This window comes from Chryseobacterium sp. PvR013 (assembly GCF_017833095.1).
Lineage (GTDB): Bacteria > Bacteroidota > Bacteroidia > Flavobacteriales > Weeksellaceae > Chryseobacterium > Chryseobacterium culicis_A.
Map to the genome: position 1 here is coordinate 4,224,991 of NZ_JAFIBT010000001.1, position 25,923 is coordinate 4,250,913.

General features: G+C 36.0%; 27 protein-coding genes. 10 read left to right on the forward strand and 17 right to left on the reverse strand.

Annotation, left to right across the window (positions count from 1 at the left end; all coding sequences use genetic code 11):
* Positions 1-27: 27 nt before the first annotated feature.
* Positions 28-1,893 (forward strand): GEVED domain-containing protein, encoded by a 1,866-nt coding sequence (locus JOE44_RS19240; protein WP_209786827.1) that lies wholly within the window; start codon positions 28-30, stop codon positions 1,891-1,893.
* A gap of 53 nt (positions 1,894-1,946) precedes the next feature.
* Here JOE44_RS19240 and JOE44_RS19245 read toward each other — a convergent pair whose 3' ends face one another.
* From JOE44_RS19245 to ruvC, 5 genes are all read right to left on the reverse strand, one after another.
* Entirely contained in the window at positions 1,947-2,144 is a 198-nt protein-coding gene (locus JOE44_RS19245; RefSeq protein ID WP_209786828.1) for a KTSC domain-containing protein, read from the reverse strand.
* A 99-nt stretch (positions 2,145-2,243) separates the two neighbouring features.
* Positions 2,244-2,936, reverse strand: coding sequence for a T9SS type A sorting domain-containing protein (locus JOE44_RS19250; RefSeq protein ID WP_209786829.1), 693 nt, complete (start codon positions 2,934-2,936; stop codon positions 2,244-2,246).
* Positions 2,937-2,941: 5 nt separating this feature from the next.
* Positions 2,942-3,535, reverse strand: coding sequence for a tail fiber protein (locus JOE44_RS19255; protein WP_209786830.1), 594 nt, complete (start codon positions 3,533-3,535; stop codon positions 2,942-2,944).
* Between the two features lie 173 nt (positions 3,536-3,708).
* Positions 3,709-4,779 carry a DUF4407 domain-containing protein gene (locus JOE44_RS19260; protein ID WP_209786831.1) on the reverse strand — a complete coding sequence of 357 codons (1,071 nt, stop codon included), beginning with the start codon at positions 4,777-4,779 and terminating at the stop codon, positions 3,709-3,711.
* Between the two features lie 151 nt (positions 4,780-4,930).
* Positions 4,931-5,485 (reverse strand): crossover junction endodeoxyribonuclease RuvC, encoded by a 555-nt coding sequence (gene ruvC, locus JOE44_RS19265; RefSeq protein ID WP_209786832.1) that lies wholly within the window; start codon positions 5,483-5,485, stop codon positions 4,931-4,933.
* A 100-nt stretch (positions 5,486-5,585) separates the two neighbouring features.
* Here ruvC and JOE44_RS19270 point away from each other — a divergent pair, with 100 nt between their 5' ends.
* Both JOE44_RS19270 and JOE44_RS19275 read left to right on the forward strand, forming a co-directional pair.
* On the forward strand, positions 5,586-6,071 hold the full coding sequence (locus JOE44_RS19270; protein ID WP_209786833.1) for a hypothetical protein: 486 nt from the start codon (positions 5,586-5,588) through the stop codon (positions 6,069-6,071).
* A 2-nt stretch (positions 6,072-6,073) separates the two neighbouring features.
* Positions 6,074-7,432, forward strand: a complete 1,359-nt coding sequence (locus JOE44_RS19275) for a M64 family metallopeptidase (RefSeq protein ID WP_209786834.1) — start codon at positions 6,074-6,076, stop codon at positions 7,430-7,432.
* Positions 7,433-7,466: 34 nt separating this feature from the next.
* On the opposite strand, the gene JOE44_RS19280 is transcribed toward JOE44_RS19275, so the two are convergent.
* The gene (locus tag JOE44_RS19280; protein ID WP_209786835.1) at positions 7,467-7,991 is read right to left on the reverse strand and encodes a 2'-5' RNA ligase family protein; all 525 of its coding nucleotides are present in this window, start codon (positions 7,989-7,991) and stop codon (positions 7,467-7,469) included.
* Between the two features lie 82 nt (positions 7,992-8,073).
* On the opposite strand from JOE44_RS19280, the gene JOE44_RS19285 reads away from it, so the two are divergent.
* Both JOE44_RS19285 and JOE44_RS19290 read left to right on the forward strand, forming a co-directional pair.
* The gene (locus tag JOE44_RS19285; RefSeq protein ID WP_209786836.1) at positions 8,074-8,397 is read left to right on the forward strand and encodes a PadR family transcriptional regulator; all 324 of its coding nucleotides are present in this window, start codon (positions 8,074-8,076) and stop codon (positions 8,395-8,397) included.
* Positions 8,394-9,113 (forward strand): hypothetical protein, encoded by a 720-nt coding sequence (locus tag JOE44_RS19290; RefSeq protein ID WP_209786837.1) that lies wholly within the window; start codon positions 8,394-8,396, stop codon positions 9,111-9,113. Before JOE44_RS19285 ends, JOE44_RS19290 begins: the two co-directional genes overlap by 4 nt.
* A 6-nt stretch (positions 9,114-9,119) precedes the next feature.
* Here JOE44_RS19290 and JOE44_RS19295 read toward each other — a convergent pair whose 3' ends face one another.
* The gene (locus tag JOE44_RS19295) at positions 9,120-10,232 is read right to left on the reverse strand and encodes a serine hydrolase domain-containing protein (RefSeq protein WP_209786838.1); all 1,113 of its coding nucleotides are present in this window, start codon (positions 10,230-10,232) and stop codon (positions 9,120-9,122) included.
* Positions 10,233-10,405: 173 nt separating this feature from the next.
* On the opposite strand from JOE44_RS19295, the gene JOE44_RS19300 reads away from it, so the two are divergent.
* Positions 10,406-11,815 carry a pyridoxal-dependent decarboxylase gene (locus JOE44_RS19300; RefSeq protein WP_209786839.1) on the forward strand — a complete coding sequence of 470 codons (1,410 nt, stop codon included), beginning with the start codon at positions 10,406-10,408 and terminating at the stop codon, positions 11,813-11,815.
* Between the two features lie 38 nt (positions 11,816-11,853).
* Here the strand turns inward: JOE44_RS19300 and JOE44_RS19305 are convergent, their stop codons facing one another.
* The 4 genes from JOE44_RS19305 to JOE44_RS19320 form a co-directional block, all read right to left on the reverse strand.
* Positions 11,854-12,564 (reverse strand): diphthine--ammonia ligase, encoded by a 711-nt coding sequence (locus tag JOE44_RS19305; RefSeq protein ID WP_209786840.1) that lies wholly within the window; start codon positions 12,562-12,564, stop codon positions 11,854-11,856.
* 157 nt (positions 12,565-12,721) lie between these two features.
* Positions 12,722-16,069 (reverse strand): methylmalonyl-CoA mutase family protein, encoded by a 3,348-nt coding sequence (locus tag JOE44_RS19310; RefSeq protein ID WP_105681738.1) that lies wholly within the window; start codon positions 16,067-16,069, stop codon positions 12,722-12,724.
* A 258-nt stretch (positions 16,070-16,327) separates the two neighbouring features.
* On the reverse strand, positions 16,328-17,575 hold the full coding sequence (locus tag JOE44_RS19315) for a hypothetical protein (RefSeq protein WP_209786841.1): 1,248 nt from the start codon (positions 17,573-17,575) through the stop codon (positions 16,328-16,330).
* A complete protein-coding gene (locus JOE44_RS19320) occupies positions 17,572-17,970 on the reverse strand; it encodes a hypothetical protein (RefSeq protein WP_209786842.1) in 399 nt (132 codons plus the stop codon). The genes JOE44_RS19315 and JOE44_RS19320 overlap by 4 nt, the downstream gene beginning before the upstream one ends.
* 294 nt (positions 17,971-18,264) lie before the next feature.
* Here JOE44_RS19320 and JOE44_RS19325 point away from each other — a divergent pair, with 294 nt between their 5' ends.
* Entirely contained in the window at positions 18,265-18,597 is a 333-nt protein-coding gene (locus tag JOE44_RS19325; RefSeq protein WP_209789259.1) for a hypothetical protein, read from the forward strand.
* On the opposite strand, the gene JOE44_RS19330 is transcribed toward JOE44_RS19325, so the two are convergent.
* Positions 18,594-19,706 (reverse strand): DUF3667 domain-containing protein, encoded by a 1,113-nt coding sequence (locus tag JOE44_RS19330; RefSeq protein WP_209786843.1) that lies wholly within the window; start codon positions 19,704-19,706, stop codon positions 18,594-18,596. The genes JOE44_RS19325 and JOE44_RS19330 overlap by 4 nt on opposite strands.
* A gap of 349 nt (positions 19,707-20,055) precedes the next feature.
* Here JOE44_RS19330 and rplM point away from each other — a divergent pair, with 349 nt between their 5' ends.
* The 3 genes from rplM to rpsB all read left to right on the forward strand — a co-directional run bounded on the left by rplM (position 20,056) and on the right by rpsB (position 21,853).
* A complete protein-coding gene (rplM, locus tag JOE44_RS19335; protein WP_105681733.1) occupies positions 20,056-20,511 on the forward strand; it encodes a 50S ribosomal protein L13 in 456 nt (151 codons plus the stop codon).
* Between the two features lie 6 nt (positions 20,512-20,517).
* Positions 20,518-20,904, forward strand: a complete 387-nt coding sequence (rpsI, locus tag JOE44_RS19340) for a 30S ribosomal protein S9 (RefSeq protein ID WP_002976218.1) — start codon at positions 20,518-20,520, stop codon at positions 20,902-20,904.
* A 187-nt stretch (positions 20,905-21,091) separates the two neighbouring features.
* A complete protein-coding gene (rpsB, locus tag JOE44_RS19345) occupies positions 21,092-21,853 on the forward strand; it encodes a 30S ribosomal protein S2 (RefSeq protein ID WP_062675707.1) in 762 nt (253 codons plus the stop codon).
* Between the two features lie 132 nt (positions 21,854-21,985).
* On the opposite strand, the gene JOE44_RS19350 is transcribed toward rpsB, so the two are convergent.
* The 5 genes from JOE44_RS19350 to JOE44_RS19370 all read right to left on the reverse strand — a co-directional run bounded on the left by JOE44_RS19350 (position 21,986) and on the right by JOE44_RS19370 (position 25,761).
* Complete coding sequence (locus tag JOE44_RS19350; RefSeq protein ID WP_209786844.1) at positions 21,986-22,426, reverse strand: DUF6759 domain-containing protein; 441 nt, start codon at positions 22,424-22,426, stop codon at positions 21,986-21,988.
* Complete coding sequence (locus tag JOE44_RS19355) at positions 22,423-23,121, reverse strand: DUF6759 domain-containing protein (protein ID WP_245169819.1); 699 nt, start codon at positions 23,119-23,121, stop codon at positions 22,423-22,425. Before JOE44_RS19355 ends, JOE44_RS19350 begins: the two co-directional genes overlap by 4 nt.
* 17 nt (positions 23,122-23,138) lie before the next feature.
* Positions 23,139-23,816: a tRNA (guanosine(46)-N7)-methyltransferase TrmB gene (gene trmB / locus JOE44_RS19360; protein WP_209786845.1), complete on the reverse strand. Its 678-nt coding sequence runs from the start codon at positions 23,814-23,816 to the stop codon at positions 23,139-23,141.
* Between the two features lie 96 nt (positions 23,817-23,912).
* Positions 23,913-24,677, reverse strand: a complete 765-nt coding sequence (locus tag JOE44_RS19365; RefSeq protein WP_209786846.1) for a DUF6759 domain-containing protein — start codon at positions 24,675-24,677, stop codon at positions 23,913-23,915.
* Positions 24,678-24,966: 289 nt separating this feature from the next.
* Positions 24,967-25,761, reverse strand: a complete 795-nt coding sequence (locus JOE44_RS19370) for a hypothetical protein (RefSeq protein WP_209786847.1) — start codon at positions 25,759-25,761, stop codon at positions 24,967-24,969.
* Positions 25,762-25,923: the final 162 nt, after the last annotated feature.

Consider the following 25,923-nt stretch of genomic DNA (forward strand, 5'->3'; position numbering starts at 1 on the left):
AATTTACAACCTATTTAAATTATTGAAATGAAGAAAACTATCCTTTGTGGGACATTACTACTATCCCTTTCAGTATCAGCACAGCAAAAAAAAGATTGGTGTGACTTTGATAATGAACAGAGAGTACACCAAAAGCAGAATGCGGAAATTGATGAAATGGTTCGTAATATCCGTAACAAAATTATTAGCAGTAATCAAAATGCGGCTGCTAAAAATGGAAGTGCATACAAAATTGTAAATGGAGTTTACGAGATTCCTGTAGTAGTGCACGTAATAGCGCCTACAGGAGCTGCTATTGGTACAGCTTACAATAAAAGTGATGCACAAATTCAGGCGTGGTTGGATCATTGTAATCAAATGTATGCAGGGACTTATCAGTGGGCTCAGGGAATTCCTGCAGATTTTGGTAATGCGGCTACAATGCCGATTAAATTGGTATTAGCTAAAAGAGACCCAAGTTGTAATGCTACTACAGGTATTGTTAGATATAACGGGGGAACTCTTGCAGGATACGATACTTATGGAGTAAAGCGTAACGGAGCTAATGGAGTTACAACAGCACAGGTAAAAACAATTGCTCCTCACTGGCCGGAAGCATCTTACTTCAATATTTATATTATGAATAAAGTAGATGGCGGTGGTACTTATGGTATCATGGGATGGGCAGGATTACCTCAAAATCCTGATTCTTCTTATGAATCCTTTATGAAATCTTTTGTAGTTACACTACCGGATGATATTACTCTGGCACACGAATTTGGACATAGTATGGGATTACTTCATACTTTTGGAAATGTAAACCCGGATGCACCACAAGGAGATACAACTACTACTTTCTGTCCACCCACTACTGGTAACTGTGAGAATGATGATGATCAGGTTTGTGATACCGAAAGATCAAGAAGCTTGCTGAACGATCCGGCACCTACCAATAACGATATGAATTATTGTTCAGGGGTGAACTATCAGGGAGTACAGTATAACATGATGAACTATACCAATCCAATTGCATTTAAATTTACTAATGGGCAACATGATAGAGCAGCTCTTTATTTCTTCTTGATGAAAGGAGGGTTAAGTACTTCATTAGGAGCAACAGCACCTTCTGTAGGAGCAGCTATTGGAACTCCTATTGCTGCTGCATGTAATCCAACAGGTATTACTACGCCAAGTAATTATTTCGTAGGACCTACTTTAGTGAAACTGGGAAATATCAATAATGCATCAACAGGATATTGGCAGAGTGCTGCTAATTTCTATGAAGATTATACAGGAGCAAGCTGCTTAAGAGCAACATCAACTGAACTTTCTGCAACGGGAACTCATAATCTTCAAGTGAATGTATCAGATTCAAATAATGATATAAGAATATGGATTGATTATAATAATAACGGAACGTTTGAAGCTTCTGAACTTGTAGGTTCGGCTGATAATATTATTGCAGATCCTGTTACTTTAGTAGGTACTTACAGTACTACCATTACAGCACCGGCTTCAGTAGTATTGAATACTCCTCTAAGAATGAGAGTCCTTGTAGATGATGAGAATTCTAACATGACTCCTTGTGGACAATTAAAGTACGGACAGGTTGAAGATTATACGGTAAAATTTGTTACCAATTTAGCAACAAGTGAAGTGAAAGCTGATAGTGGCGATTTAACTATTTATCCTAACCCGGTAGCTACCGGAGATAAAATCTTCATTAAAGCTAAAAATGGTAAAAACCTAAAAGTATCTATTTCTGATATGTCCGGAAGATTGGTATCAAGCCCATCTGTAACTGAAGAAGGAAGTGGTGTTTTCAAAGTAGACCAGCAATTGGAAAAAGGAGTTTATATGATTCAGGTTTCTAATGGAAAAGACACTAAGTCTTCTAAACTGATCATTAAATAAACAGATCATCATTTAAATAAATCAAATGTCTCCATTTCAATGGGGACATTTTTTTATTCAATCCTTTTGTATTTAAATCTGGGCTTAATCACTTTGTTAAGAAATTGCCCCTTGGATTTTGCCTTTCCAAACTTTTCAATAATAACAGGAGGTACTTTAAAATAATCATAAACCGCTCCCGACTGATATATAATTCTCAATATTTCAGTATCCGGAAAATAGATGAAATGATTTACAACACTTGATGGCATATTCTAATGGATACAAAAAATGTTCCTTGCCATGAAAAAGTAAAGCTTCCGGAAATTCCGAAAGCTTTAGTAATTAATTTCTTAAAATAAAATACTGTTCTATTTTTTCACGAATTTAAATTGATGGGTCTGAAAATTTCTGGTAGTTATTTTTAATATATATCCTCCAGAAACAAGCTGTGATACATCAATCTTTGAATCAAACATTTCTGATTTTACAAGACGCCCGTCAATATTATAAATTTGGATGGACAACCCGTCATCAATGCCGGAAATTCTTATGAAATCAGCCACCGGATTAGGAAAGATCTGAATTTTATTTTTCGAAAGATCCGAAGTTCCTAGTGTTGTGTTCTGTACATCACCCGTCATGGTAGAATTTACCGCAGTAAGGCTTCCTCCACATTGGCCGTTAGTCATTGTGGTATTTTCAACCCAGGTTCCAACACTATTACCAGGAGGAATCGGTAAGGAATTATTACCTGTGGAGTTGTAATAAATCAGATAGGGAGTCGTAAAAGTTCCGTTTCCTTCATCACCAAGAAATTCCCATCTTGTAAGAGTGTTGTTCCATTGAATTTTAAATTCACAGGTGCCTAATCCACTACAATCCTGCCCGCCATCAATAGGAGTAGTCATATAAATGTTCTTGCTAAAGGCATCTACTCCGGTTTTGTTAAAGACGTAAGTATTAGGCGGGCTGTCAAACAGATTTGGACATCCACTGAAAGTTATTGTCTGCGTAAAAGCTGAGCTTCCCATAGCAAGACATACTAAGTAAAGAATTTTCATAACGATTAGTTTTGTGATGGAAAGACTCCTGCTAAGGCAATGATGCATTTCAGGGTAATAAAAGGAGGTCTGTTTTCATGAGGCTGATTTCCGCCGGTGTTTCCTACCATTGTGTTTTTCATCGTAGTATTAGCCGCTGCATCGGAATATTCTTTGTCAAGAACTTTGGTGTCCGCCGGAAGGCTGTTGGTAGGTGAGTTTTGATTCCCTTCCGCTGTTACTGCATTTATTGTGTGATTATGGGCTGGCATTTGTGTTATCAGTAATGTTACACTTTCAGCTCCGCCGGTTTCTCCCATAGTATAGTTCGTTGCCCCTCCAGGAGCTTGTCCGTTATGAACGAGTACTCTTCCTCTCATATCAGGTAAGGCAAATGTAGTGGTTCCATTCCCTCCATAAGTGGTTCCTAGCAATGAAAAAAGTGCTTGGTTTTGAGCGATAGGCAGGAGCTGCCCATTACATTCTGCCCAATATTTTGGTGCAAAATTATACGGTACAAAGGCTATTTGCCCTAAAAATGGTTCTGATGCCTGAGCTTTTAGAGCAGGAGCAGATACACTGCATATCAGCAGCATACATGCAAAAAGTAAGTTTTTCATGATAATAAGGATTTTATGTAATATAAAATTAGAAAATATTTCGCATAAAATTCTTTATTAAAAGAAAAACCTTTCACAATTATGTAAAAGGTTAGATTTTATTTATTGAAAAATATATTATTATAGATTTTTTCTCTAATGTTTAAGATCGGTTAGAATATTGAGCTATCATTTTATTTTTTCAAATTATCTTTAAAATCATCGATCCTAAAATCAGTCAGAGCATTTCCTTTTTCAATTTTTTCTTTAGAATACAATCTGAAATCATTTTCTGTTTTTTCTAAAAGATAGTCATAAGGTCCTATATGGGAGATTAATTTTACCAGAACCGGAGAAATCTCAAGACAGATAAACAATCCCATGATAAAAGCTGCTGCGAGGCCAATGATTGCAGAATTCTTACCCAGTTCATCCAATGCCTGAAGTCTTGCTGCAAAACCATTGAACTTATCTTCAAAAGTTTCTGTAGATTTTCTTTCAGTTTCCAGGTTGGTATATACCTTGGATATTTCTTTATCTAAATATTCCAGTCTTGGAGAAGCCTGTTTTTGGAAGTTTTCAAGATCCTGTTTACGCTGCTCTTTCAGTTCCTGTTTACGTTTTGCATTTGGCCCATAACCCTCTTTTCCACTGGTGAGGCCAGATTGTTTTCCCAGAATTTCTTTTTCAAGTTCTACAGAAGCAGAGTCATATGCTTTCTGATATTGAGCTATTTTTCCTGAGATCTGTTGCTTTTCTGTCTCAAAAGGTCCGCTCTGCTGAAGGATTCTTCCGTTCATTTCTCCCTGGAGCTGTTTTTTGTTCCTTTGGATAATGGTATTCAGCTGTTTGTTGACTTCCTTTTCAAAAATTTTAAGTTCTAAAGGCTTAGAAATAATAATTCCTAGAAAGGTAGCAAGGATAAGACGAGGAATAGCCATCAGAATCTGATTCCACCATGTTCCCGTTTTTTTGATGGAAGAAACAATATAGCGGTCAAGATTGAAAATCATCAATCCCCACAGAATTCCAAATCCTACTGATGCCCAAATGTTGTCGAATACCGTATACATGGCGTAGCCTGCAGACAAAGTGGCGAACACTGCAGTGAAAAGTACAATCCCTCCAATCCCGGAAAATTTATTCCATTCACTGGGAGTCTTTCTTAAAATATGGATGTTCCCGCCTGAACATACCATCAGAAATTTTTGGAACCAGTTTATTTTATGAGTCCCTTGATTTATAGTTTGTTGGTTTGTTTTCATAACTGAAAATTTATACAAAGGTAGTACTAAAAATCATACCAATGTAAAAGATAGTATTATGTTTTACCAAGTAACTGTGTGCATTTGTATAAAATGCTGTTTTTAAGAAGGTTAAAATTTCTTTTGAAAATTTTCAAAGAAAAGATAGAAATTACTTCAATCTATCCGGATTCTGCTTCAGAAAACTCTCCCAGCCGGAATACGATTTGGTATCCGTGATGGTTCCGGAATTAAAATGATGGCATACTGCAACGGCAAGACCATCAGAAGCATCTAAATATTTTGTAGGGAATTCTTTTAATTTAAGAAGGTTTTGAAGCATACCTGCTACCTGTTCCTTGCTGGCATTTCCGTTTCCGGTGATGGCCATCTTAATTTTTTTCGGAGAATATTCAGTAATAGGAATGTTTCTGTAAAGACTGGCAGCCATTGCAACTCCCTGAGCTCGTCCAAGCTTCAGCATACTTTGCACATTTTTTCCATAGAAAGGAGCCTCAAGAGCCACCTCATCAGGATGAAATTCGTCGATAAGAGAAAGGGTTCTTTCAAAAATATATTTAAGCTTAGTTTCGTGATTGGGATATTTTTTTAAGATCAGTTCATGAATAGAAACCATCTCCATTTTTCCTTTCTTTACGGAGATGATACCAAATCCCATTATCGCTGTTCCCGGGTCAATTCCTAAAATTATTTTCTCTGAAGTCATTGCTCCAAAGATAGGACTTTCTAAGTTTTAAGTATAAAAAAGTATTGGCAATGATTTTTATTTTTATTTAAAAGTTTAGTACCTTTAAGCAAAAATGATTATGAAAAATGTATTTAGTGTACTTATTGTTCCTGCTTTTCTGTTATGCAGCTTCCAAAAGGAAAGTAGTTTAATTCAAAGTAAGCATTCGGAGATTGTCACAAAAAAGAGTGACCGGATTATTTATTTGTTTTTCAAGGCAGATAAAGATCAGGCAGGAAATGCAAAAATCACGCTCCAGAGTACTAAAATTGCAGACGGCAGATTGAAACATATGCCTTCTTTTGAAAGAGATGACATTCGTAAGGGAGATCTTATTATCACACTGACTGGATCTGATGGGAAAGAAGTGGGAAAACAACTTGTGAAAGATCCTTTTAATCCTGAACTGGAAGTGTATGAAAAAGAAGGAATTTCCAGACATCAGGCCGCCCTTCAAAATACAGAGTTCAGTACCCGTTTTTCTTATTCTGAAAATGTTCAGTCAGTAAAAATAGAAAAAGCAACAGATGATGGTGTGCAAGTATTATTAACACAAAAACTTTAATTATGAAAAAAACTTTATTATCCCTTTTAATAGGAAGCAGTTGTTTTGCACAGACATTCGAGACCGTTCCTCTTTTACAGAACGGAGACAACAGTAAAAGAGTTGTGATAGCCGTTTTAGGAGACGGATTTACCTCTGCACAGCAAACTGCTTTTACGACATCAGCCCAGAATACAATCAATTATCTTTTCACAAAAAGTCCTTATACAGAATATAAGAATTACTTTAATGCTTATGCTGTAAAAGTAATTTCAACAGAATCGGGAGTAAAGCATCCCGGGACTGCAACGGATGTTACTGAGCCTGTAATCCCTGTAACCAATCCTGATAATTATCTTGGCTCTACTTTCGATGTAGGAGTTCACAGATGTATATACAGTAATACGACCAATAAAGTAGGACAGGTGCTGGCAGCGAATATTCCTGATTATGATATCACCTATGTACTGGGGAATTCTACAGAATATGGAGGCTGCGGTGGAACCTATGCTTTTGCTTCATTAAATGGTTCTTCCAATGAAATCGTAGTACATGAGTTAGGCCATTCCTTTGGAAAATTAGCCGATGAATACTGGTTCTCAGGTACATTGGAATCCGCAAATAAAACCCAAAATTCCAATCCTGCAACAATCAAATGGAAAAACTGGGTAGGATTGAATGGAGTAGGGGTATATGCCCATGCTGAAAGCCCAACCTGGTTTCGTCCACACCAGAGTTGTGAGATGAGATATCTTAACCAACAATTCTGTTCTGTATGTAAGGAGGCAATTATTGAGAGAATTCATAGTTTAGTTTCTCCTGTAGATTCGTATACTCCTGCCAATAATACTTCAGTGGATGCTACATCAAATGTTACTTTCACAGTCAATGAAATTCTTCCTATTCCCAATACACTGGTTAATTCCTGGAGTCTGAACGGAACCGCTTTAGGGGAAACAGGAAATAGTGTTACGATTACTCCGGCACAACTCAATAATGGAAATAATACGTTGACATTTTCAGTAGTAGATAACAATCCACTCTTGAAAGTGGATAACCATAGTACGCTCCATGTTACCAATGTTTCCTGGACTCTGAGTAAATCCACGCTTAAACTTTCAGAAGTAAAAGCTGAAGAGCGTCGTTTCAGTATTTATCCTAATCCGACAAATGGAGAATTTTTCATTAAAGGGAAACAGGAGTTTTCAAAGAATATAAATGTGGAAGTGTATGATGCTTCCGGAAAACTTATTCCATCCAGATTTGAACTGAATGATTCTGCGATAAAGGTTGATATTAAAAACTATCCGGCAGGTACTTACCTGTTGAATGTAAAAGAAAATAAAAACCTGATTATTTCTCAGAAGATCATAAAAGAATAAATTGAACAAAACCCGGCTCCAGCAGCCGGGTTTTCTATTTTTCCAGTTTTTTCTCTGCTATAGGTACCCATTGTCCATCATGGCGAAGAAGCAGTATTTTGTCAACTAAGAATCTAGTTTTGTATTCCTTTGTTTCATACTTTTCCCAGGCTTTAAGATAATTTTCCCAGGTCAGATCTCTGAATCCTACAGTCAAGTGAGGATTAAAAGAATACGGGGCAAAATTAAAATATTCTTTTACCCTATGATAAAGCTTGGTTAAATGAATATTTTCTTTCGGCTGAATATAGAGTACAGGATTTTTAGGATTAGGAAAACTTCCAAAGCCATCCAGTTCTACTTCAAAAGGGGCTATTTCTGTATTAATCTTCTGAAAAGCAATATGAATATCTTCCTCCATTTCAATTTCTCTTGAAAAGGGAGGAAATAGGGTAATGTGGGCTTCATTTTTCAAAGCCTTGGAATTGGCATAATTCGTTGCCATATCATTTTTAAAGATTTTTATTTCTTCAATAATCTCCTGAGGAGGATAAACAGCGATGAAGTACATTTTTTTCATATAGCAATTTAAAAAGTTTTTATATTAAATTTTTATACATAAGAAAATTATGCATAAGTTTGCAATGTATATAAGCCCTACTATGAAAAAGAATAGTCTTTATAAAGGTACCCTGCAGAATATTATTTTGAAGCTTCTTTCAAAGGAAGTTAAAATGTATGGGTATCAAATCATCCAAAGAGCGAAAGAACTTACTCAGGGTGAACTTGAAATGACGGAAGGCGCACTTTATCCATTGCTGCACAAATTAGAAAATGATGGAATGATCACTTCCGAAATTCAGAAGATTAATGGAAGAGATAGGAAATATTACCTGCTGACTGAAAAAGGAACAAAACAACAGACAGAACAGGAAACTGAGATGAAAAGCTATTTACTCAACCTACAGACAATATTCAATGTATGATCACCGAAGCACAGGGAAATAAAATTACAGATTATCTGGTAGCTCAGGAGCTTTCCTTAGATATTTTAGTAGAGATCAGAGATCATATGATGAGTCAGATTTCAGATATTCAGTTCAATGAAAATATCAGTTTTGAAGAAGCCTTTCTAAAAGTGAAAGCATCCTGGAACGGAGAATTTAAAATGGTTAATTACCTGCTGTTTTACCCTACTAAAATTCCTTTCATTGCTAAAAGAATTATCCAGGAGAAATATAGTGGCCTTTTCAAAAAATCTTTGATGGTAGGGGTTCTGGTTTTTGCTGTTAATCTATTGCTGATTTTTATGGCAGGAAATCAAGAGGTATATAAAATATTTTTCAGATTTCTTAATGGATCATTTGTATTGACAACACTATTGATATGGATTTTTAATTATAAAATCTGGAAATATATAAAGGCTGATTTTAAATACAGAGGGAAATGCCTTTACACCATGTATCAGCAGAATCTGGGATTAATGGTTATTGGGGCCAGTTCCATGACGCAAGTGGCATTGAAAAGCGGGGATTATGCCTATCAGTTTTTCAGACAACAAAACTATACGGATATTGTTGGGGTTCTGATGACTCTAATTCTTCCTTTTGTATTACAGGTAGCTCTTTCTTTTGCCATCTTCAATTTTCTTGAGCATAAAAAGAATTTAATAAAAATGCAGGAATTCCTGAAGCCGGCATAGTGAAAACTACTGTTTTAATCTAAGCTGTGTAAGCGTGTTTTCAAGGTGATCTGTGATCTTTTTTACTTCAATATGAGGCCTGAAGATCACTCCTTTTCCTCTTTCTTCGTCTGCAATATTAGACAGAATAATCACAGACGTTTTGGTGTCCGGATAATAGATATTTAATGAAGGGGAACCTTTTACGTAACCACTGTGGAAATAAGAATTAGGCTGGCCGATATTAAGCATAATTCCGTATGCGTAACCCATTTTTCCAAAGATAGCATGACGTCTTTCTGCACTTTTTGCCATAAAGAGTTTCAGGGTTTCCGGTTTTAAAATTTTTCCACCGTACAATGCATTGTTCCACAAATGAAGATCCTGAATGGTAGATAATATTCCACCGGCAGGTGTTCCGATTTCTTGTCCGCCTAATCTTTTCGGCATATTGGGAACTTCTTGAAATTTAGCAGGTGTACCCAGATAAGCGCTGGCAAAATGAGTTCCTTTAAAAGTGTCTCCTGTAGAAGAATGTCTCATTCCCGCTTTTTTAAAGAGTTCCTGAACATTTTCATGATATGATTTTCCGGAAACTTTTTCTACAATCTTTCCAAGGGTATTGAATCCGTCATTAGAGTAGAAAAAATCTGAACCACTTTTAAACATAAGCTTCCCACCCATTAGATTCAGTCCTGAAGTATGATTTAACAACTGGTGAATTGTAATATTTTCATATTCTCTGATCTGAAATTCCTTCAGGTATTTTGATGCTTTATCCGTTACATTAAGCTTTCCCTGTTCCATCTGGAGTAAGACTAAAACAGCGGTGAACTGCTTGCTTACAGATCCTATCGCAAAAATGGTATTGCTGTCAATCTTAGTTTTTCTTTTAAAATCTGAATATCCGTTTTCTCTTCTGTAAAGAGGAAGGGAATCTTTAAAAACGGCAATACTTCCATTGAAATGATACTTCTTGAAAGCGGAATCAATCTGTTGCTCTAAAAGGGTCTTCTGAAATGCAGCAATGGTAGAATCAACAATTGCTTTTTTATCAACAGGAGCAGCTTTTGGAACTTCAGTTGTTGTACAGGAAAATAAAAAGCAGAATAGGGTTAGGAATACTAAATTTTTGATCACAGGTGTTGTATTTTTTTATGATGATTGATATTCTTAAAGATACTAAAATATCCAAGAGCATTAAGGGATGCAAATTACGTGCTAGGACAGGCTTGGGATCAATTTAATATTGAATTTAATGATTCTTTACCGGGTATTTTAATACATTTGATAGAGAAAATATATCACAAAATATGAATGAACACTTGAAAAACGATTCAGTAAACATCGGTAATCTGCTGAATATCATCAAAGAACAGGGAACAGATTACCTGAATTCTATTGAAGAAAGATTAACATCAGTAATCAATAATACTATATCGGAGAGGCAGGATCTTCCGGAATCAGGATTTGGAACAGAAGAAGCTTTAAGGGTTTTTAATGAAAAATTTGAACCGATCATGGTTGGATCGGGAGGGCCGAGATATTGGGGATTTGTAACAGGAGGAGCTACACCGGCATCGATAGCAGGTGACTGGCTGACGACGGTTTATGATCAGAATCCCCAGTCAGTAACAGAGCAGGGAGATGCTTCTGCAAAAATAGAGATGGAAACCATACAGCTTTTACTGAAACTTCTTCAGCTTCCGGAAAGCTTTCTGGGAGGTTTTGTATCGGGAGCTACAATGTCTAATTTTACCTGTTTGGCTGTTGGTCGTCAATGGCTGGGAAAAGAGCAGGGAAGAGATATTGCCAAAGAAGGCATTTCCGGAACAGTAAAGGTACTTACGGCGACACCTCACTCATCTTCAATAAAATCATTGTCACTATTGGGACTTGGCAGCGGTAATATCATTAAGATCAAAACGGAAGAAGGAAACCGTGAAGCAATCCATATCAAAGATCTGGAAGAAAATATTCTGAAGCTTAATGGTGAGCCATTTATATTAATTTCAAGTGGAGGAACAGTAAATACGGTAGATTTTGATGATTTTAAAGCGATCAGCAGGTTAAAAGAAAAATACAATTTCTGGTGGCACATTGATGCTGCTTTCGGTGGTTTTGCAGCTTGTTCGGAAACGCATCAACATCTTGTGGAAGGCTGGGAATATGCCGACAGTATTACAGTAGATTGCCACAAATGGTTGAATGTCCCTTATGAAAGTGCAATATTTCTGATTAAAGAGCAATATAAAATTTTACAGGTAGAAACTTTTCAAAACTCCAATGCTCCTTATCTGGGCGATCCGTTGGAGAATTTCAGCTATTTAAATTTCCTTCCTGAAAACTCAAGGAGATTAAAGGCTCTTCCGGCATGGTTCTCTCTCATGGCTTATGGGAAGAAAGGTTACCAGGAGATTGTAGATAATAATATAACATGGGCACAACAGTTTGGCCAGATGATTGAGAACAGTCATGATTTTAAACTGCTGGCTCCGGTAAGATTGAATACGGTCTGTTTTACATTAAAAGATGATACAAGACAGAATGAGGTAGAACAATTTCTTGAAAAACTTAATGACACAGGAAAAGTTTTTATGACACCTACTTTTTATAATCAGCATAAAGGAATAAGAGCTGCTTTTGTAAACTGGATGACCATTGAAAAAGATATAAGACAGGTATTTGATCTCATGAATGAAGTCATTGCTGAAATAAAATAATAGATTGAAAATGAGCCTGTGAAAGAATATTCACAAGCTTATTTTACTACCAGATCACTGAACCAGAAAATATATTCCCCATCTTCTTCTTCAGGAGTTGTTTTAGGTTTAGGGTAAGTTTTTTTGACTGTTTCCCCGATTTCAAAATGAACCGGATTTTTGAAAATCGGGCCATCAAAAGTAAAAGTATGAAACTCTCCGTTTTCTCCGCATGGATCTACATTTTCAGGAAGATCATCAATGAATTTCTGATCAATAATTCGTCCTGCGAAACTTTTGTCGAGGTAAGACCCGTTAACGCAGGTAACAATAGTTTTAAAGCTAAGCTCTAAAAATTCATGGATGAGGTTGGACGTATTTTGTTCCCATAGGGGAAATACGGCTTTCATACCAATAGCGTTTAATTGTTCTTCTCTGTATTTTCGCAGATCTTCCAGGAAGATATCACCAAAAATCGAATGAGTGATTCCCTGAGCTTTAATTTCAGCCATTGTTTTACTCATAATTTGCTGGTATTCTTCCATGGATGGCTCTTTGGGAAGTTCCATTGTGAGTAATGGGATTCCCAGACTTTCTGCCTGCTTTTCTAAAAGAGAAACGTGAACTCCATGCATGGAAATCCTCTGAAACTCCTGATTGATACTGGTAAGCAGAGTGGTGACCTCATATTGATCTTCCTGTAATATTTTATAAAGAGCGAGGGCAGAATCTTTTCCGCTGCTCCAGTTGAATAAAGCTTTTGGTTTCATTGTAAAAATAAATCCATCAAAAATAAGAATTTAAGGAAGGTTAAAAATTAAATTGAAGGATGAAAATAGTATTTCATGTTTTATTGACAATTAAAATAAAAACCTCAAAGAAATTCTTTGAGGTTTAATTTATAAAAAATGTAGGTCCAATTAAGGATTACATATTTCTTCTGTATTTACCACCCACTTCAAATAAAGCATTGGTGATCTGTCCCAGAGAACAGTATTTTACGGCATCCATCATTACTTCAAATAAGTTTTGCTGGTTAATCGCTGCATGCTGAAGTTCTCTTAAAGCTTCTTCAGACTTATTTTCATTGGCCTGCTGGAAGTTATGAAGAGATTCAATCTGTGCCTGTTTTTCCTCTTCTGTAGAACGGATAACTTCTCCTGGTAAAACGGTTGGTGAACCATCTTTTCCTAAGAAAGTATTCACTCCAATGATCGGATATTCACCTGTATGTTTCAGCCATTCGTAATGCATAGACTCTTCCTGGATTTTTGAACGCTGGTACATGGTTTCCATCGCTCCAAGAACACCGCCTCTTTCCGTGATTCTGTCGAATTCTGTATAAACAGCTTCTTCTACAAGATCCGTTAATTCTTCAATGATGAATGATCCCTGAAGCGGATTCTCGTTTTTAGCCAAACCTAATTCTTTATTGATGATCAGCTGGATAGCCATTGCTCTTCTTACAGATTGCTCAGTAGGCGTTGTAATTGCTTCGTCATACGCATTGGTGTGAAGTGAATTACAGTTGTCATAGATTGCGTAAAGCGCCTGAAGAGTTGTTCTGATATCATTGAAATCAATTTCCTGAGCGTGGAGAGAACGTCCTGAAGTCTGAATGTGGTATTTCAGCATCTGGCTTCTTTCGTCTGCTCCGTATTTTAATTTCATGGCTTTTGCCCAGATTCTTCTTGCCACACGTCCGATTACTGAATATTCAGGGTCGATACCATTGGAGAAGAAGAAAGATAAGTTCGGTGCAAAGTCATTGATATCCATTCCACGGCTTAAGTAATATTCCACATAAGTGAAACCATTTGCCAGTGTGAATGCCAATTGGGAAACCGGATTAGCCCCTGCTTCAGCAATATGATATCCTGAAATGGAAACAGAGTAGAAGTTTCTTACTTTTTCTCTGATGAAATATTCCTGAACATCACCCATCAGTCTCAATGCAAATTCTGTAGAGAAAATACATGTATTCTGAGCCTGGTCTTCTTTTAAGATATCAGCCTGAACAGTACCACGAACAGTAGCAATCGTTTTAGCTTTGATTTCCGCATATACCTCTGCCGGAATTACTTCATCACCTGTTAATCCTAAAAGCTGTAGCCCTAAACCGTTGTTGGATGGAGGAAGTTCACCATTATATTTTGGTCTTTCTAAACCTTTGTTGTCAAATTTCTCCTTCAGTTTAGCTTCTACTTTAGCCTCTAAACCATTTTCTTTGATATATTTTTCAACATTCTGGTCGATGGCTGCATTCATAAAGAAAGCCAGCAGCATCGGCGCAGGGCCGTTGATAGTCATTGAAACTGAAGTTAAAGCATTCACAAGATCAAATCCTGAATATAGCTTTTTAGCATCATCCAGTGTAGCGATAGAAACTCCTGCATTTCCAATTTTACCATAAATATCTGGTGGTAAAGCAGGATCCTGACCATATAATGTTACAGAGTCAAATGCTGTAGATAAACGTTTTGCAGGCATTTCTGCAGAAACATAGTGAAATCTTCTGTTGGTTCTTTCAGGGCCTCCTTCTCCTGCAAACATCCTCGTAGGATCTTCACCGGTTCTTTTAAACGGATAAATACCCGCTGTATAAGGGAAGCTTCCCGGAAGATTTTCCTGTCCTTTCCATTGGATCAGATCTCCCCAGTCATTGTACTTTGGTAATGCAATTTTTGGAATTCTTAAGTGAGATAAAGATTCTGTGGAAGTTTCAACTTTAATTTCTTTTCCTCTTACATAATAAGAATAAAACTCTGCATGGAAAGCTTTTTTCGTGTCATCCCATGTTTTCAGGAAATCAATATTATCCTGTTGAAGTTCTTTTTCAGCCTTTTGATATTCAGCTTCTAAAACTTCATTGGAAATGATATTTTTTACGCCTTCAATATGATACATTTTTCTGGCCAGTTCAGCCTGCTTTTCAATATTGATATCGTATTGCTTGTTGTTTTCAACAATTTCAGAAAGGTAACGAACTCTTTTCGGAGGAATAATGGTTACTTCTTCTGTAATTTCCTGTTCTACAAAAGTCTTTAGATTCAGTTCAGAGAATTTATCATTTACTTTTGAAACGAGTCTGTTGTATAATTCAGTGGTTCCATGATCATTAAACTGAGATGCTTTCGTTGCATACACAGGCATATCATCTAATGGGCTTTCCCATAATAAATGGTTTCTCTGGAACTGTTTTCTTACCGCCTGAAGAGCATCCAATGCACCACGTTTGTCAGATTTATTTAATGCTACAAGATCTGCATAATCTAGCATGTCAATTTTTTCCAACTGGGTAGAAGCTCCATATTCAGGAGTCATTACGTACATAGAAACGTCTGCAAAATCTGAAACTTCTGAACCAGACTGTCCAATTCCTGAAGTTTCAAGGATAATTACGTCCGGATGAGCCAGTTTCAGTACATTCAATGCAGAATGAATAAACGGCGAAACAGAAACGTTGTTTTCTCTGGTTGCCATAGAACGCATATAAACTCTAGGATCATTGATCGCGTTCATACGGATTCTGTCTCCCAATAAAGCACCTCCGGTTTTCTTTTTCGAAGGGTCAATGGAAATAATAGCGATTTTTTTATCCGTATTTGAACGTAAGAAACGTCTTACCAATTCGTCTGTTAACGAAGATTTACCAGCTCCTCCCGTACCTGTAATACCAATGATTGGAATTGTTAAATCTTTAGATTTTTCGTCAATAGCTTTTACAAGCTCAGGTTTTTCTTCTGAAAAGTTTTCAACGGCTGAGATGATTTGTGCAATGCTGGACGGGTTTTCAAAACTGATATCGTCAAGATCTTTAGCGGTAACATCTTTTCCTGTTGCAAAATCCGATCTGTGTACCAAATCGTCAATCATTCCCTGAAGCCCCAGTTCACGGCCGTCATCCGGAGAATAAATTCTATCGATTCCGTAAGACATAAGGTCTTTGATTTCTTCCGGAAGGATTACCCCGCCACCGCCACCAAAAATTTTGATCTGCGGTGAGTTTTTTTCTCTCAAAAGGTCATAGATATATTTGAAATATTCGTTGTGACCTCCCTGATATGAAGTTAATGCAATAGCATTTGCATCTTCCTGGATCGCTGTATTTACAACTTCCTCTGCCGATTTATCGTGTCCTAAATGGATCACTTCGCATCCTGTTCCCTGAATAACACGACGCATAATATTGATCGCAGCATCATGCCCATCAAATAATGAGGCAGCAGTTACGATTCTTACCTTGTTGGTTGGAGTATATTTTTGGGTTTCCATAAAAATTCTAGAAAGTTTCTAAGTTCTCAAATATAGTAATAAAATGAAAACCCTGAATGGTGTATTAGTGTTTTGATTTACAGTGTTTTATAATAATTATTTTTTTGGACTGATAGACTTTGTTGGAGGTCAGGTCTGTATTTTACAGATTATTACACTATTCTGTAAAAATGTAAATGTCAGCAGATCAAAATCTGCTGACATTTTTTTATTGTTTTACACTGAAGTTTGGTTTTTATTTCAATAAAGCGTTCTGTTTTATTTTTTTTCTGAAAAAAGTGTCTTTCTCTTGCTGTCCAGTCCCCAGTTTAATCCTAGAAATGAAATGAGGTTGTTCTTATCCCCGTAATTTTTTCCAAATGCAGCATTGATGTAAACACTGTCAGACACTTTATAGTTGATGATTCCATTGGAACGGTAGGTGTTGTCCAGATCACTGCTTCTGTAAATGAATTCATAGCCAATAGAGAATTTATTGTAAACGAGTTCTATTTTTCCACCAAAATCATAATTGTTGGTTTGGCTGAATCCGTTGGCAACATCATAAACTGTTTTATCCTGCATATATCTGGCAACAGCATAGAAATTCAATCTTTTTTCAATTTTTGAAGCGTCTGTGGCGGAGGTTTCTTTAATGGTTACTTTTGATTGATCATTATTTTGACCTTCACCTTTCTTAGGATCTCTTGTTCTTTCAAGGTTGATTCCGGAACTCATGGTCATCCAGAATCCCAATTTCCCAAATTGATTATTTTTGAACTGGTTATCTAAAAAGAAAGTACTGTAGGCTGATGCCACATCTAATTGAAAAGCAGGTTTTTCGTCAAGGTATTTTTTATATTTTTCAGTTTCGGTTTTGTAATAATCCGTGGCAAACTCCTCTAATGCTTTTGCAAGTTTTTCTTGTATTTCATCTGGTTTGGCATTGGATGCAATGATGCTGTTGTATTTTTCTGACTTTTCAAATTCCCTTTGGATATCGGTTAATTCCTTTGAGATATTCGTGTTTGAGGTTGTGATAGCCTCTATATTTTTTTTATTTCTTACTTTAAATACGGTGGTTCGTAAAGAAAAAGATACCGAAGGATTTTCCGTATCGAGGTCTTCAATTTTATAATTTCTCAGAAAGGCAAATGAGACAGAAACGTTTTTTGCTTCACTGAAAATGTTATTCTTATACTCATAGGTATTATCTGATTTTTTAATGCTTTTAATGCCGGCATACTTCAATGCATCCATCTCCGTCAGAGGAAATAAATGAGTAGGAGTAAGTTCTACTGCATAGGCATTGGGAAGACCTTCATTTTCACTGAATGAATTGACAATACTGGTCATGAAAGCCTTTTTTGATTTTGGAGTTTCCAAATCAGAACTTGCTAAACCAAGAAGCATCACACTGGGGGCATTGGAAAGCTCCAGTTTGTTTAACTCTGCACTAATTTCTTTGTTTTGAGAAAATAGTAGGGTAGATCCAGCGGTCAGAGCTGCTAATAATATCTTTTTCATAGCTCAATTTTTATGTATTTATAAACCCCATAGATAAATCTGTCAGCTAAATCTTCAGTCGTTTTACCTTCGAAAGGATTAAAATGAAAGTTCTTGCCGGGAATTTGAGGAAATTCAAATTTTATTCTGCAGGTATTGATTAAAATCTGCAGATGATTCTCCTGCATATTGATATTAAAAGAGGTCGCGAAAAGTAAATTATCAGAGATTAAAGCTGCTTTTGGAATGGTAAACGAAAATTTACCGTCACTTAAATTGTTGTCATCGATTCTCATTCCATTGATGATAAAATGAGGGTCTCCAAATTGTGTATTGGCACTGATTATGACATTTACTTCAATAGTACTTTCTTGAAGGTCAGTAAGCTTTACTGTTTTTTGGGAAATCTTTTTCATGTCTATTAATTTTGGTTTGTGTATTTTTTTTCTTCAAAATCAGGTCTCTCATATTGGATGTCTGTAAAACGATATGAGGGAATTCCAGCTTTTGATTTTATTTCAAATTTATCATTTGCAATGTTTGTTGTCAATTACCTTTTTAGGTGATATTGTTTCAGTGGTGCTGTGTGGATTTTTCCGAAACCAATCTTTATCCACTCATGAAAAGCAGCCTTTAATTCAATAATTAAATCTTTGTAAGGATTCTGCACCCAATTAAATTCTCTATTTTTGCAGAATATTTTTACAGACATGCAAAAAGCTCTGATGTATTTCGCTTTAGGAACTGTAGTAAGCTTCCTGATTAATTATTTCTTTTTAAGTTCACAAAATATCGGACTGGATATTTACTATGCCTTTGCCTTTGGTTCTGCCTGGGGAATTGCTTATTATCTGGATACTCCCAATTTTACACTGCCTAAAAAAATGGGTCTTTCATTTGTAGCCATGGCCATTCTGGTTCTTATTGGGGCTTTGATTTTTAACCTTGAACTGGCAATTCCATCTATCTTAAAATTTTCAACAGTTTTTGTTGCCTATTACTTATTTGCAAGCTTCAGAGGAAATAAATCCCTGAGAAATTAGTGAAGCATAATAAAACTGAGATACATCAGTATCATAAACATCAGAATCAATCCGATATAATTTATAATAAATAATAAAGAGCCTTTCAGAATACTTATTCTTTTTTTTGTTTCATACACCCTGTGATGGGCGACAAAAAAATAGATTGTCATGTAGAGGCCCAGTCCCATACAGGCTAGAACATATAATAAGGTAAGTAAATTGTTGCCCGGCAGAAAGCTTGTAATCCTTTCACCTACTATAAATACAAGTATTGCTAATAAAAGGAATGAAAAGTAGTGAAGGGTAAAAATTCCATGGTCAAAGTACCACCATTTCTTCTTGTTATGGAACAGCCATAAAAAGAATGCGAATATGGGCAGATAAACGAAGAGTGCTTTGGGAATGGTATGAATGAAGTTCTCTTTATATTTTTCCCAGATCTGATGCTTGCTATATCCTTCTTCCTTTAATGAAAACGCTTTTTTTGCCAGAGGTCTCATTAATGAATAGATCCCTGTTTTATCCTTTGCGAGTATAGAATCATACTGTTTTATGGTATTCGCATTCATAATGGATGCATCTTTAGCATCGAATGTATTGTCAAAAATTTCAGTCTTTTCTTGAGTGGCTTTAATTTTTGTCGTATCCAACGCTTTTAAAGTATCCAATGCTTTTTGGGTGGTTGTTGCCGCTTCGTGTGACAGCACACCTTCTTTTTGTAAATCTTTTACAATATCTTTTGAAATTTCTTTCGGATTTTTTGCTTTTGTTTCCTTTTTAATGTGGCTGGGCCTTTCGGCTTCTTCTTTGGCGTGAGGCAAAATATTGGGAAGGAAAAATGTAAGGAAACTTATAAATATATACAGTTTTACAGGAGCCACATACAATTGTCTTTTACCAGCCAGATATTCTTTGGTAAGTAATCCGGGGCGGGTAAATAAATACTGTATAGTTCTCCAGAACTGTCCGTCATAATGGGTGAAATCCTCAATGAAATGAGTGAAGAGAAAATGAAAAGGTTGTCGGCTTTCAATATTTTCCTGTCCACAGTGTGGGCAGAACCTTTCTTCAACCTGATGCCCGCAGTTCAGGCAGGTCTTATCTTCTCTTAGTTTTCCGTGGCTCATGGATTATGGAATATGATTAACGCAAATATAATTATTTCAATGAAATTATAATTATATTAACGTTTTTTACGGAAATCTTTAAAGTAAATTTAATAAAAGAAAGAGTCGAGGGAATAAACTCTTTGCTGTTTCATTGGTGTTTTTAGAATCTTCGAAGTGTTTTTTTCATCGGCTCATGAGTTCGCAAGATTTATGCCAAAATTGTAATTAGTGTTAAAATCTATTGATACAGGGCCGTACAACCCAGATTATATAGATTAAATAAAATATGTTTTTGGGTTACGAAAATAATTTGTACCTTTGCACACCCTTTTAGGGGTAAATTATGTTTAATCTTTAACTAAAACGTGTGAATACATTAAGTTACAAAACTGTTTCAGCGAACAAAGCTACTGCTAATAAAGAATGGGTTGTGGTAGACGCTGAAGGACAGCCGTTAGGTAGATTAGCTTCTACGGTTGCAAAGATTTTGAGAGGTAAGCACAAAACGAACTACACACCTCACGTAGATTGTGGTGATAACGTAATCGTTTTGAATGCTGGGAAAATTACACTTTCCGGAAACAAGTGGGCTGATAAGACTTATATCTGGCATACAGGATATCCTGGTGGACAGAAGTCTATGACTGCGGCTGAACTTCAAAAGAAAGATTCTTTAAAGGTATTAGAGAAATCTGTAAAAGGTATGTTACCTAAAAACAGATTAGGATCTGCTATCCTTAAGAACCTTTATTTATATGAAGGAACTGAGCACAAACATGAAGCTCAACAGCCAAAAACAATTAATGTTAACGAATTTAAATAATTAATTATGTCTATAGTTCACAAAATCGGAAGAAGAAAGACTTCTGTAGCGAGAGTTTATGTAAAACCAGGTTCTGGTGTTATTACAGTAAACGGTAAAGATGCTAAAGAATATTTCTCTACAGACGTGATGGTTTACAAATTAAACCAACCGTTTATCCTTTCTGAGACTGTTGGTCAGTATGACGTTACCGTGAACGTATTCGGTGGTGGTAATACAGGTCAGGCAGAAGCTATCAGATTAGGTATTTCAAGAGCTTTATGCGAAATCAACGCTGAGTTCAGGTTAGCATTGAAGCCAGCTGGTTTACTTACAAGAGACGCAAGAATGGTGGAAAGAAAGAAGCCAGGTCAGAAAAAAGCAAGAAAGAGATTCCAATTCTCAAAACGTTAATATCAAGATTCAAGATATCAGACACAAGATGCAAGACTTTGCTCTCAGATCTTGGCTCCTGGTTCTTGGTTCTATTTTATCTAAACAAAAAAATTGCCCGTTACGTTTAGCATCCAAACGCTTCTCCCATCTAAAGAAGTTGTTGATTGTTTAAAAGACGGAAAGTAAACTAACAAAAACAGAAAACATGGCAAAAGCAAATGTAAAAGACCTTTTAGAGGCTGGCGTACACTTCGGTCACATGACTAGAAAGTGGAATCCAAATATGGCTCCATACATTTTTATGGAGAAGAACGGTATTCACATTGTAGACTTACATAAAACAGCAGTTAAATTAGATGAAGCTTGCAGCGCTTTAGAGAAATTAACTTCTGCAGGTAAAAAAGTTCTTTTCGTAGCTACTAAGAAGCAAGCGAAAGAAGTAGTTGCAAAACACGCTTCTGAACTTAATATGCCTTATATTACAGAAAGATGGCCAGGAGGTATGTTAACGAACTTCGTTACAATCAGAAAGGCTGTAAAGAAGATGAATGCTATCGATAAAATGAAAAAAGACGGTACATTCGAAACTTTATCTAAAAAAGAAAGATTACAAGTTGACAGACAAAGAGCTAACCTAGAGAAGAACTTAGGTTCTATCGCTGACATGGTGAGACTTCCATCTGCTGTATTTGTAGTTGATATATTAAGAGAACACATCGCGGTAACTGAAGCTAAGAAACTAGGTATTCCAGTTTTCGGTATCGTTGATACAAACTCTGACCCTAGAAAAGTTGATTTCGTTATCCCAGGAAACGATGATGCTTCTAAGTCTATTGATATGATCCTTAGCGTAGTTTCTGAATCTATCAAAGAAGGTCAGTCTCAAAGAAAAGCTGATAAAGAAAAATCTAAAGAAGAAGGAGAAAAAGTATCTGCTGATACAGATGCTGATTTCGATGCAGAATAATTAAAGATTTTCTTTAATATAGGAAAAACGCTGGATTTCGATCCAGCGTTTTTTTATTGTTTATACAGTTGCCTGCAAGTCATTGGGTAGTTTATTAAAAATAAAAACCCACAGAAATCTGCGGGTTATATTTTAGTTTGAAAGCTTTATAGAATAAGAAGTTGTGACAAACTTTGTAGACTGATAAGTAGAATTACAAAGCATACCCGATAATCTGTAATTTTGATTTTTCGGTACCATTGTATACCCTATTTTTCCGGCACCAATGGGAATTTTCTTGAAAAAATTATTCCCGCTCACTGTAAGCACCATATTGCATGGAGATTTGTTTTCTACGGAAACAGAGGTTTTGGGATTTTTAGGATCATCACTGTTTAGAAGATCATTAAGTACATCAGCTGTTTCAGGCTTATAGGTCTTTATAAGCTCATTGTATTCTCTTTCTGTATTCGCTCTGTTCCCTGTATTGTTAGCAGGATAAGGGTAGGAGGTTCTTCCCGGATAGCCTCCGTAGTTTACATTACAGCTGGCAATAATCAAAGAAGTTCCGATAAAAACGAATAGTTTTTTCATCCTATTTTATTTTTTGACTTTTGTTTTTTCAGCGACTTTTCCTTTATCGGTTCCTTTTGGGCTGATTTCAGCTCAGCGCCGTCCGGTTTTGGATTGTCTATCGTTACAAATATACTTTTTTTAATGTCTTTCCGAGACGAATATTTCACATCACAGATATTGCTGTTAAGCGTATAAGAATCCTTATTGAGAACAATGAAATTTTCTGCATGAGCAGGAACAGCAAGGTTGTAAAATTCTTTTCCTTCAATCCGTAATACAATATTACAGTCAGAATTATTTTTGAACAAGAGAATTGCTTCCTTGCGGCTGATATCCTCATTAAACATTGCATTCAGTACATTCACTGTTTTTTGTTTATGTTCAGCAGCTGTTTCAGTGATAAGTTTCCTAAATTCTTCAGCATCATCCGAATAGGGATTTCTCATAGCCCCTTTAGGAATATCTGTAATAACAGGTCTGCTTTCCATAGGTTTGGCAGTACGGGCTCCTTTTGTCCATTCGGAGTTTTTTAAAGCAATGAGCTTAGGTTTCAGCACGCTCTTTTTAGGATCGTCAGGGTGTGCGTTCTTCAGGTATTCTTCAATTTCTTTGATGTTTGTGCTTTTTAAGATGTCTTTACTGCTTTTTTGAGCTTGTGTAAAGCTGGGGATAAGAAATGTGAAGAATAATATCGTTAAAAATTTTTTTTTCATCAAGTTTGTTTAATTCATCAGCTTATCCGGAATTTGATGTAAGTAATAGTTTTTCCTTTCGCTGAGAATAGCTCTTCATAATACGTTTTGATATCTCTCAAATGTTCCGTATTAGGATCGTATTCTGGTGCCCCATAAATATCATGGTGAGCAGAAATGATTTCATACCCTGCACCCTGTAAATATCCAAGTGTATACCCATGGAGGAACTCTGAATCTGTTTTCAGGTGAATGATGCCTCCTGGCTTCAGGAATTTTTTATAACGGTCTAAAAAGTCCGGATGTGTTAATCTGTGTTTTGTTCTTTTATATTTTATTTGGGGATCCGGGAATGTAATCCATATTTCGTCTACTTCATTTTCAGCAAAGAAATAATCAACAAGTTCGATCTGAGTTCTTAAAAAAGCTACATTATTCATATTGTTTTCTACGGCTTCTTTCGCTCCAAACCAGAATCTTGCCCCTTTAATATCTACTCCGATAAAGTTTTTTTCAGGAAATGTTTTTGCGAGTCCTACAGAATATTCTCCCTTTCCACACCCTAATTCCAATACAACCGGATTGTCATTTTTAAAGAAATTATCTCTCCATTTTCCTTTAAGTTCAAAGCCTTTTAAAGCGTCTTCTCTTGTAGGTTGGATTACATTTGGTAATATTTTGTTTTCTGCAAATCTTGCTAATTTATTCTTGCCCATTGAATTATAAAATGAGTGCAAAAATACTAAAAATTTATGGAGAATCTCTGTCTTTTGGAGGTAAAAGACAGAGTGATAATTCGTTTCTGATTGAGCTTAGTGACTTCCTAAGGCCACCATAATGGGTCTTTCTATTGTTTTTTGTGATGCATACTGTGCTCCGCAAACTAAACTCGAGAAAAGATACTGACCTTTTTCCACCACAATAGAACCTTCTCCCTGAGCCGGAACTGCGAGTCTGTATTTGGTGATTCCCACCCCTTCCATTCTGACAATGATATTACAGTCTGATTTATTTTGAATCATGACAATGCATTCTTTAGCATTAGGATCATTATCAAATAGGGAATTTAAGATTTTTACGGTCCTGTTTTTATGTTCTACAGGAGAAACTGCCATCAGCATGTTGAATTCTTCTGCTTCAGCGTTGGGAACTGCGGTATTAGCAGCGGCGTTTACAACATATGTATTTTGGGCAGTACTTGGGGTATATACTGTGGTAGATTGTTTGGCAGCAAGTTCAGCCTTATATTTTGCAATCTGTTTTTGTTTGATGATAGCATTCATTTCATCAAAAGTAATCTTGGTAGAAGGTCTTCTTCTCAGCATGGCAAGCATTTCCTGCATATCTTTTACCTTCTGATCGGCAGGGTGTGCATCTTTGATGTATTCTTTCATCATTTCCATTACCCTTGGTTTCAGAACGGATCTTCGGGGGTCATCAGGATGGGCATCTCGCAAAAAGGCATTGATCTCGTAGATATTCTTACTTTTCAGAATATTACTGTAGTCTTTACCTTGTTTTTGTGCAGAGACCGTAAAAAATAACATACATCCAAGAAGTAAAAGTACTTTTTTCATTAATTCATATTAAGTTAGAAATTGGTGTTTTACTCTTAATTTGCGTTCAGGTTGCTTAGTTTTTATTTGATAACGAATATCTCGTGTTTTTATTTTAAACACTTGTTTGTGAGATAAAATTAAACATATTTTTGAATATTGAAGAAGAATATGTTGTAAAAGTTGAATAATTCGTATTGCAGATGTTGTGGTAAACTATAGCAGGTATTTTTCGGTCATTTAGCAAAAAAATAACCCGTGTAAAGTACACGAGTTATTCAATATTTTAAGTTATTTCTTTTCGAAATTTCTAATTACTGCTTACAACTTCCTGAAGATGCGAGCTTCTAAGTCTTTTCTGATAAATAGGAAGATATTTTTCAATAGGAATTTTTACCGCTTCAAAGTTGCCCGCCAATACATAAGCCTGGATGTTTTCTGAAGTATAAACAAACTGAAGGAAGTTATCAATTAAATTTTCAGGGATCTTAAATTTTGTAAAATAATCTTTACCCAGATAATTTTTAATCTGAGCTACAGAACTGTTCATCCTTTCGTACGCCTGATAACGTTGTTTTTTCTTTCGTTCTCCGGAGAGAATATCATAGATACTTTCAAGGCTAAAGGTAAGTCCTCCATCCCGCAGTCCGGCAACAGGAAGCTCCGGAGGTGTTCCGTCACCCTTTGGCTCAGGAAGACCAATTACTTTTTTAAGAGCATGTGCTTTATCTTCCTTTCTTAGAGAGTTCACGTCATACCGAAGGTTTCCGGTAGGCTTAAATCTGCTAAGAACAATTTCCTGGATTTCGTAATATGCTATTTTCAGCTCAACCAGATTTTTTTGTTCCATGGATTGAGGAGTCAGCTTAATATCTTTTCTTTCTGTAACGATAGAGGTAAAACGGATCACATCCCCGACATTGGCAGGAATATTAAAATTACCATTGTAGTCCGTAAGAACGGTTTTCTGTGTATTCAGGTTAGTGACATAAACCTGATTGAGATATAAAATTGAGTTGTCTCTCAGAAATACCTCTCCGGAATATATTTGTGCATTAATTTTTGCCAGAAAAACCAATAGCAGCAGAGTAAACAGTTTCTTCATATAATGCGCAAAATTACATAGAAATAAAGCAATTCTGTGTAATTAGATGAAGAATAGTGGTTAAAGTTATATTAAACTTTGGGATTTAATTGTTAAGGAGTGTTAGAAACTTGCCATTCATTTAAAAAATCGAAAATTTAAATAAAAAACCGGAAGAAAGAG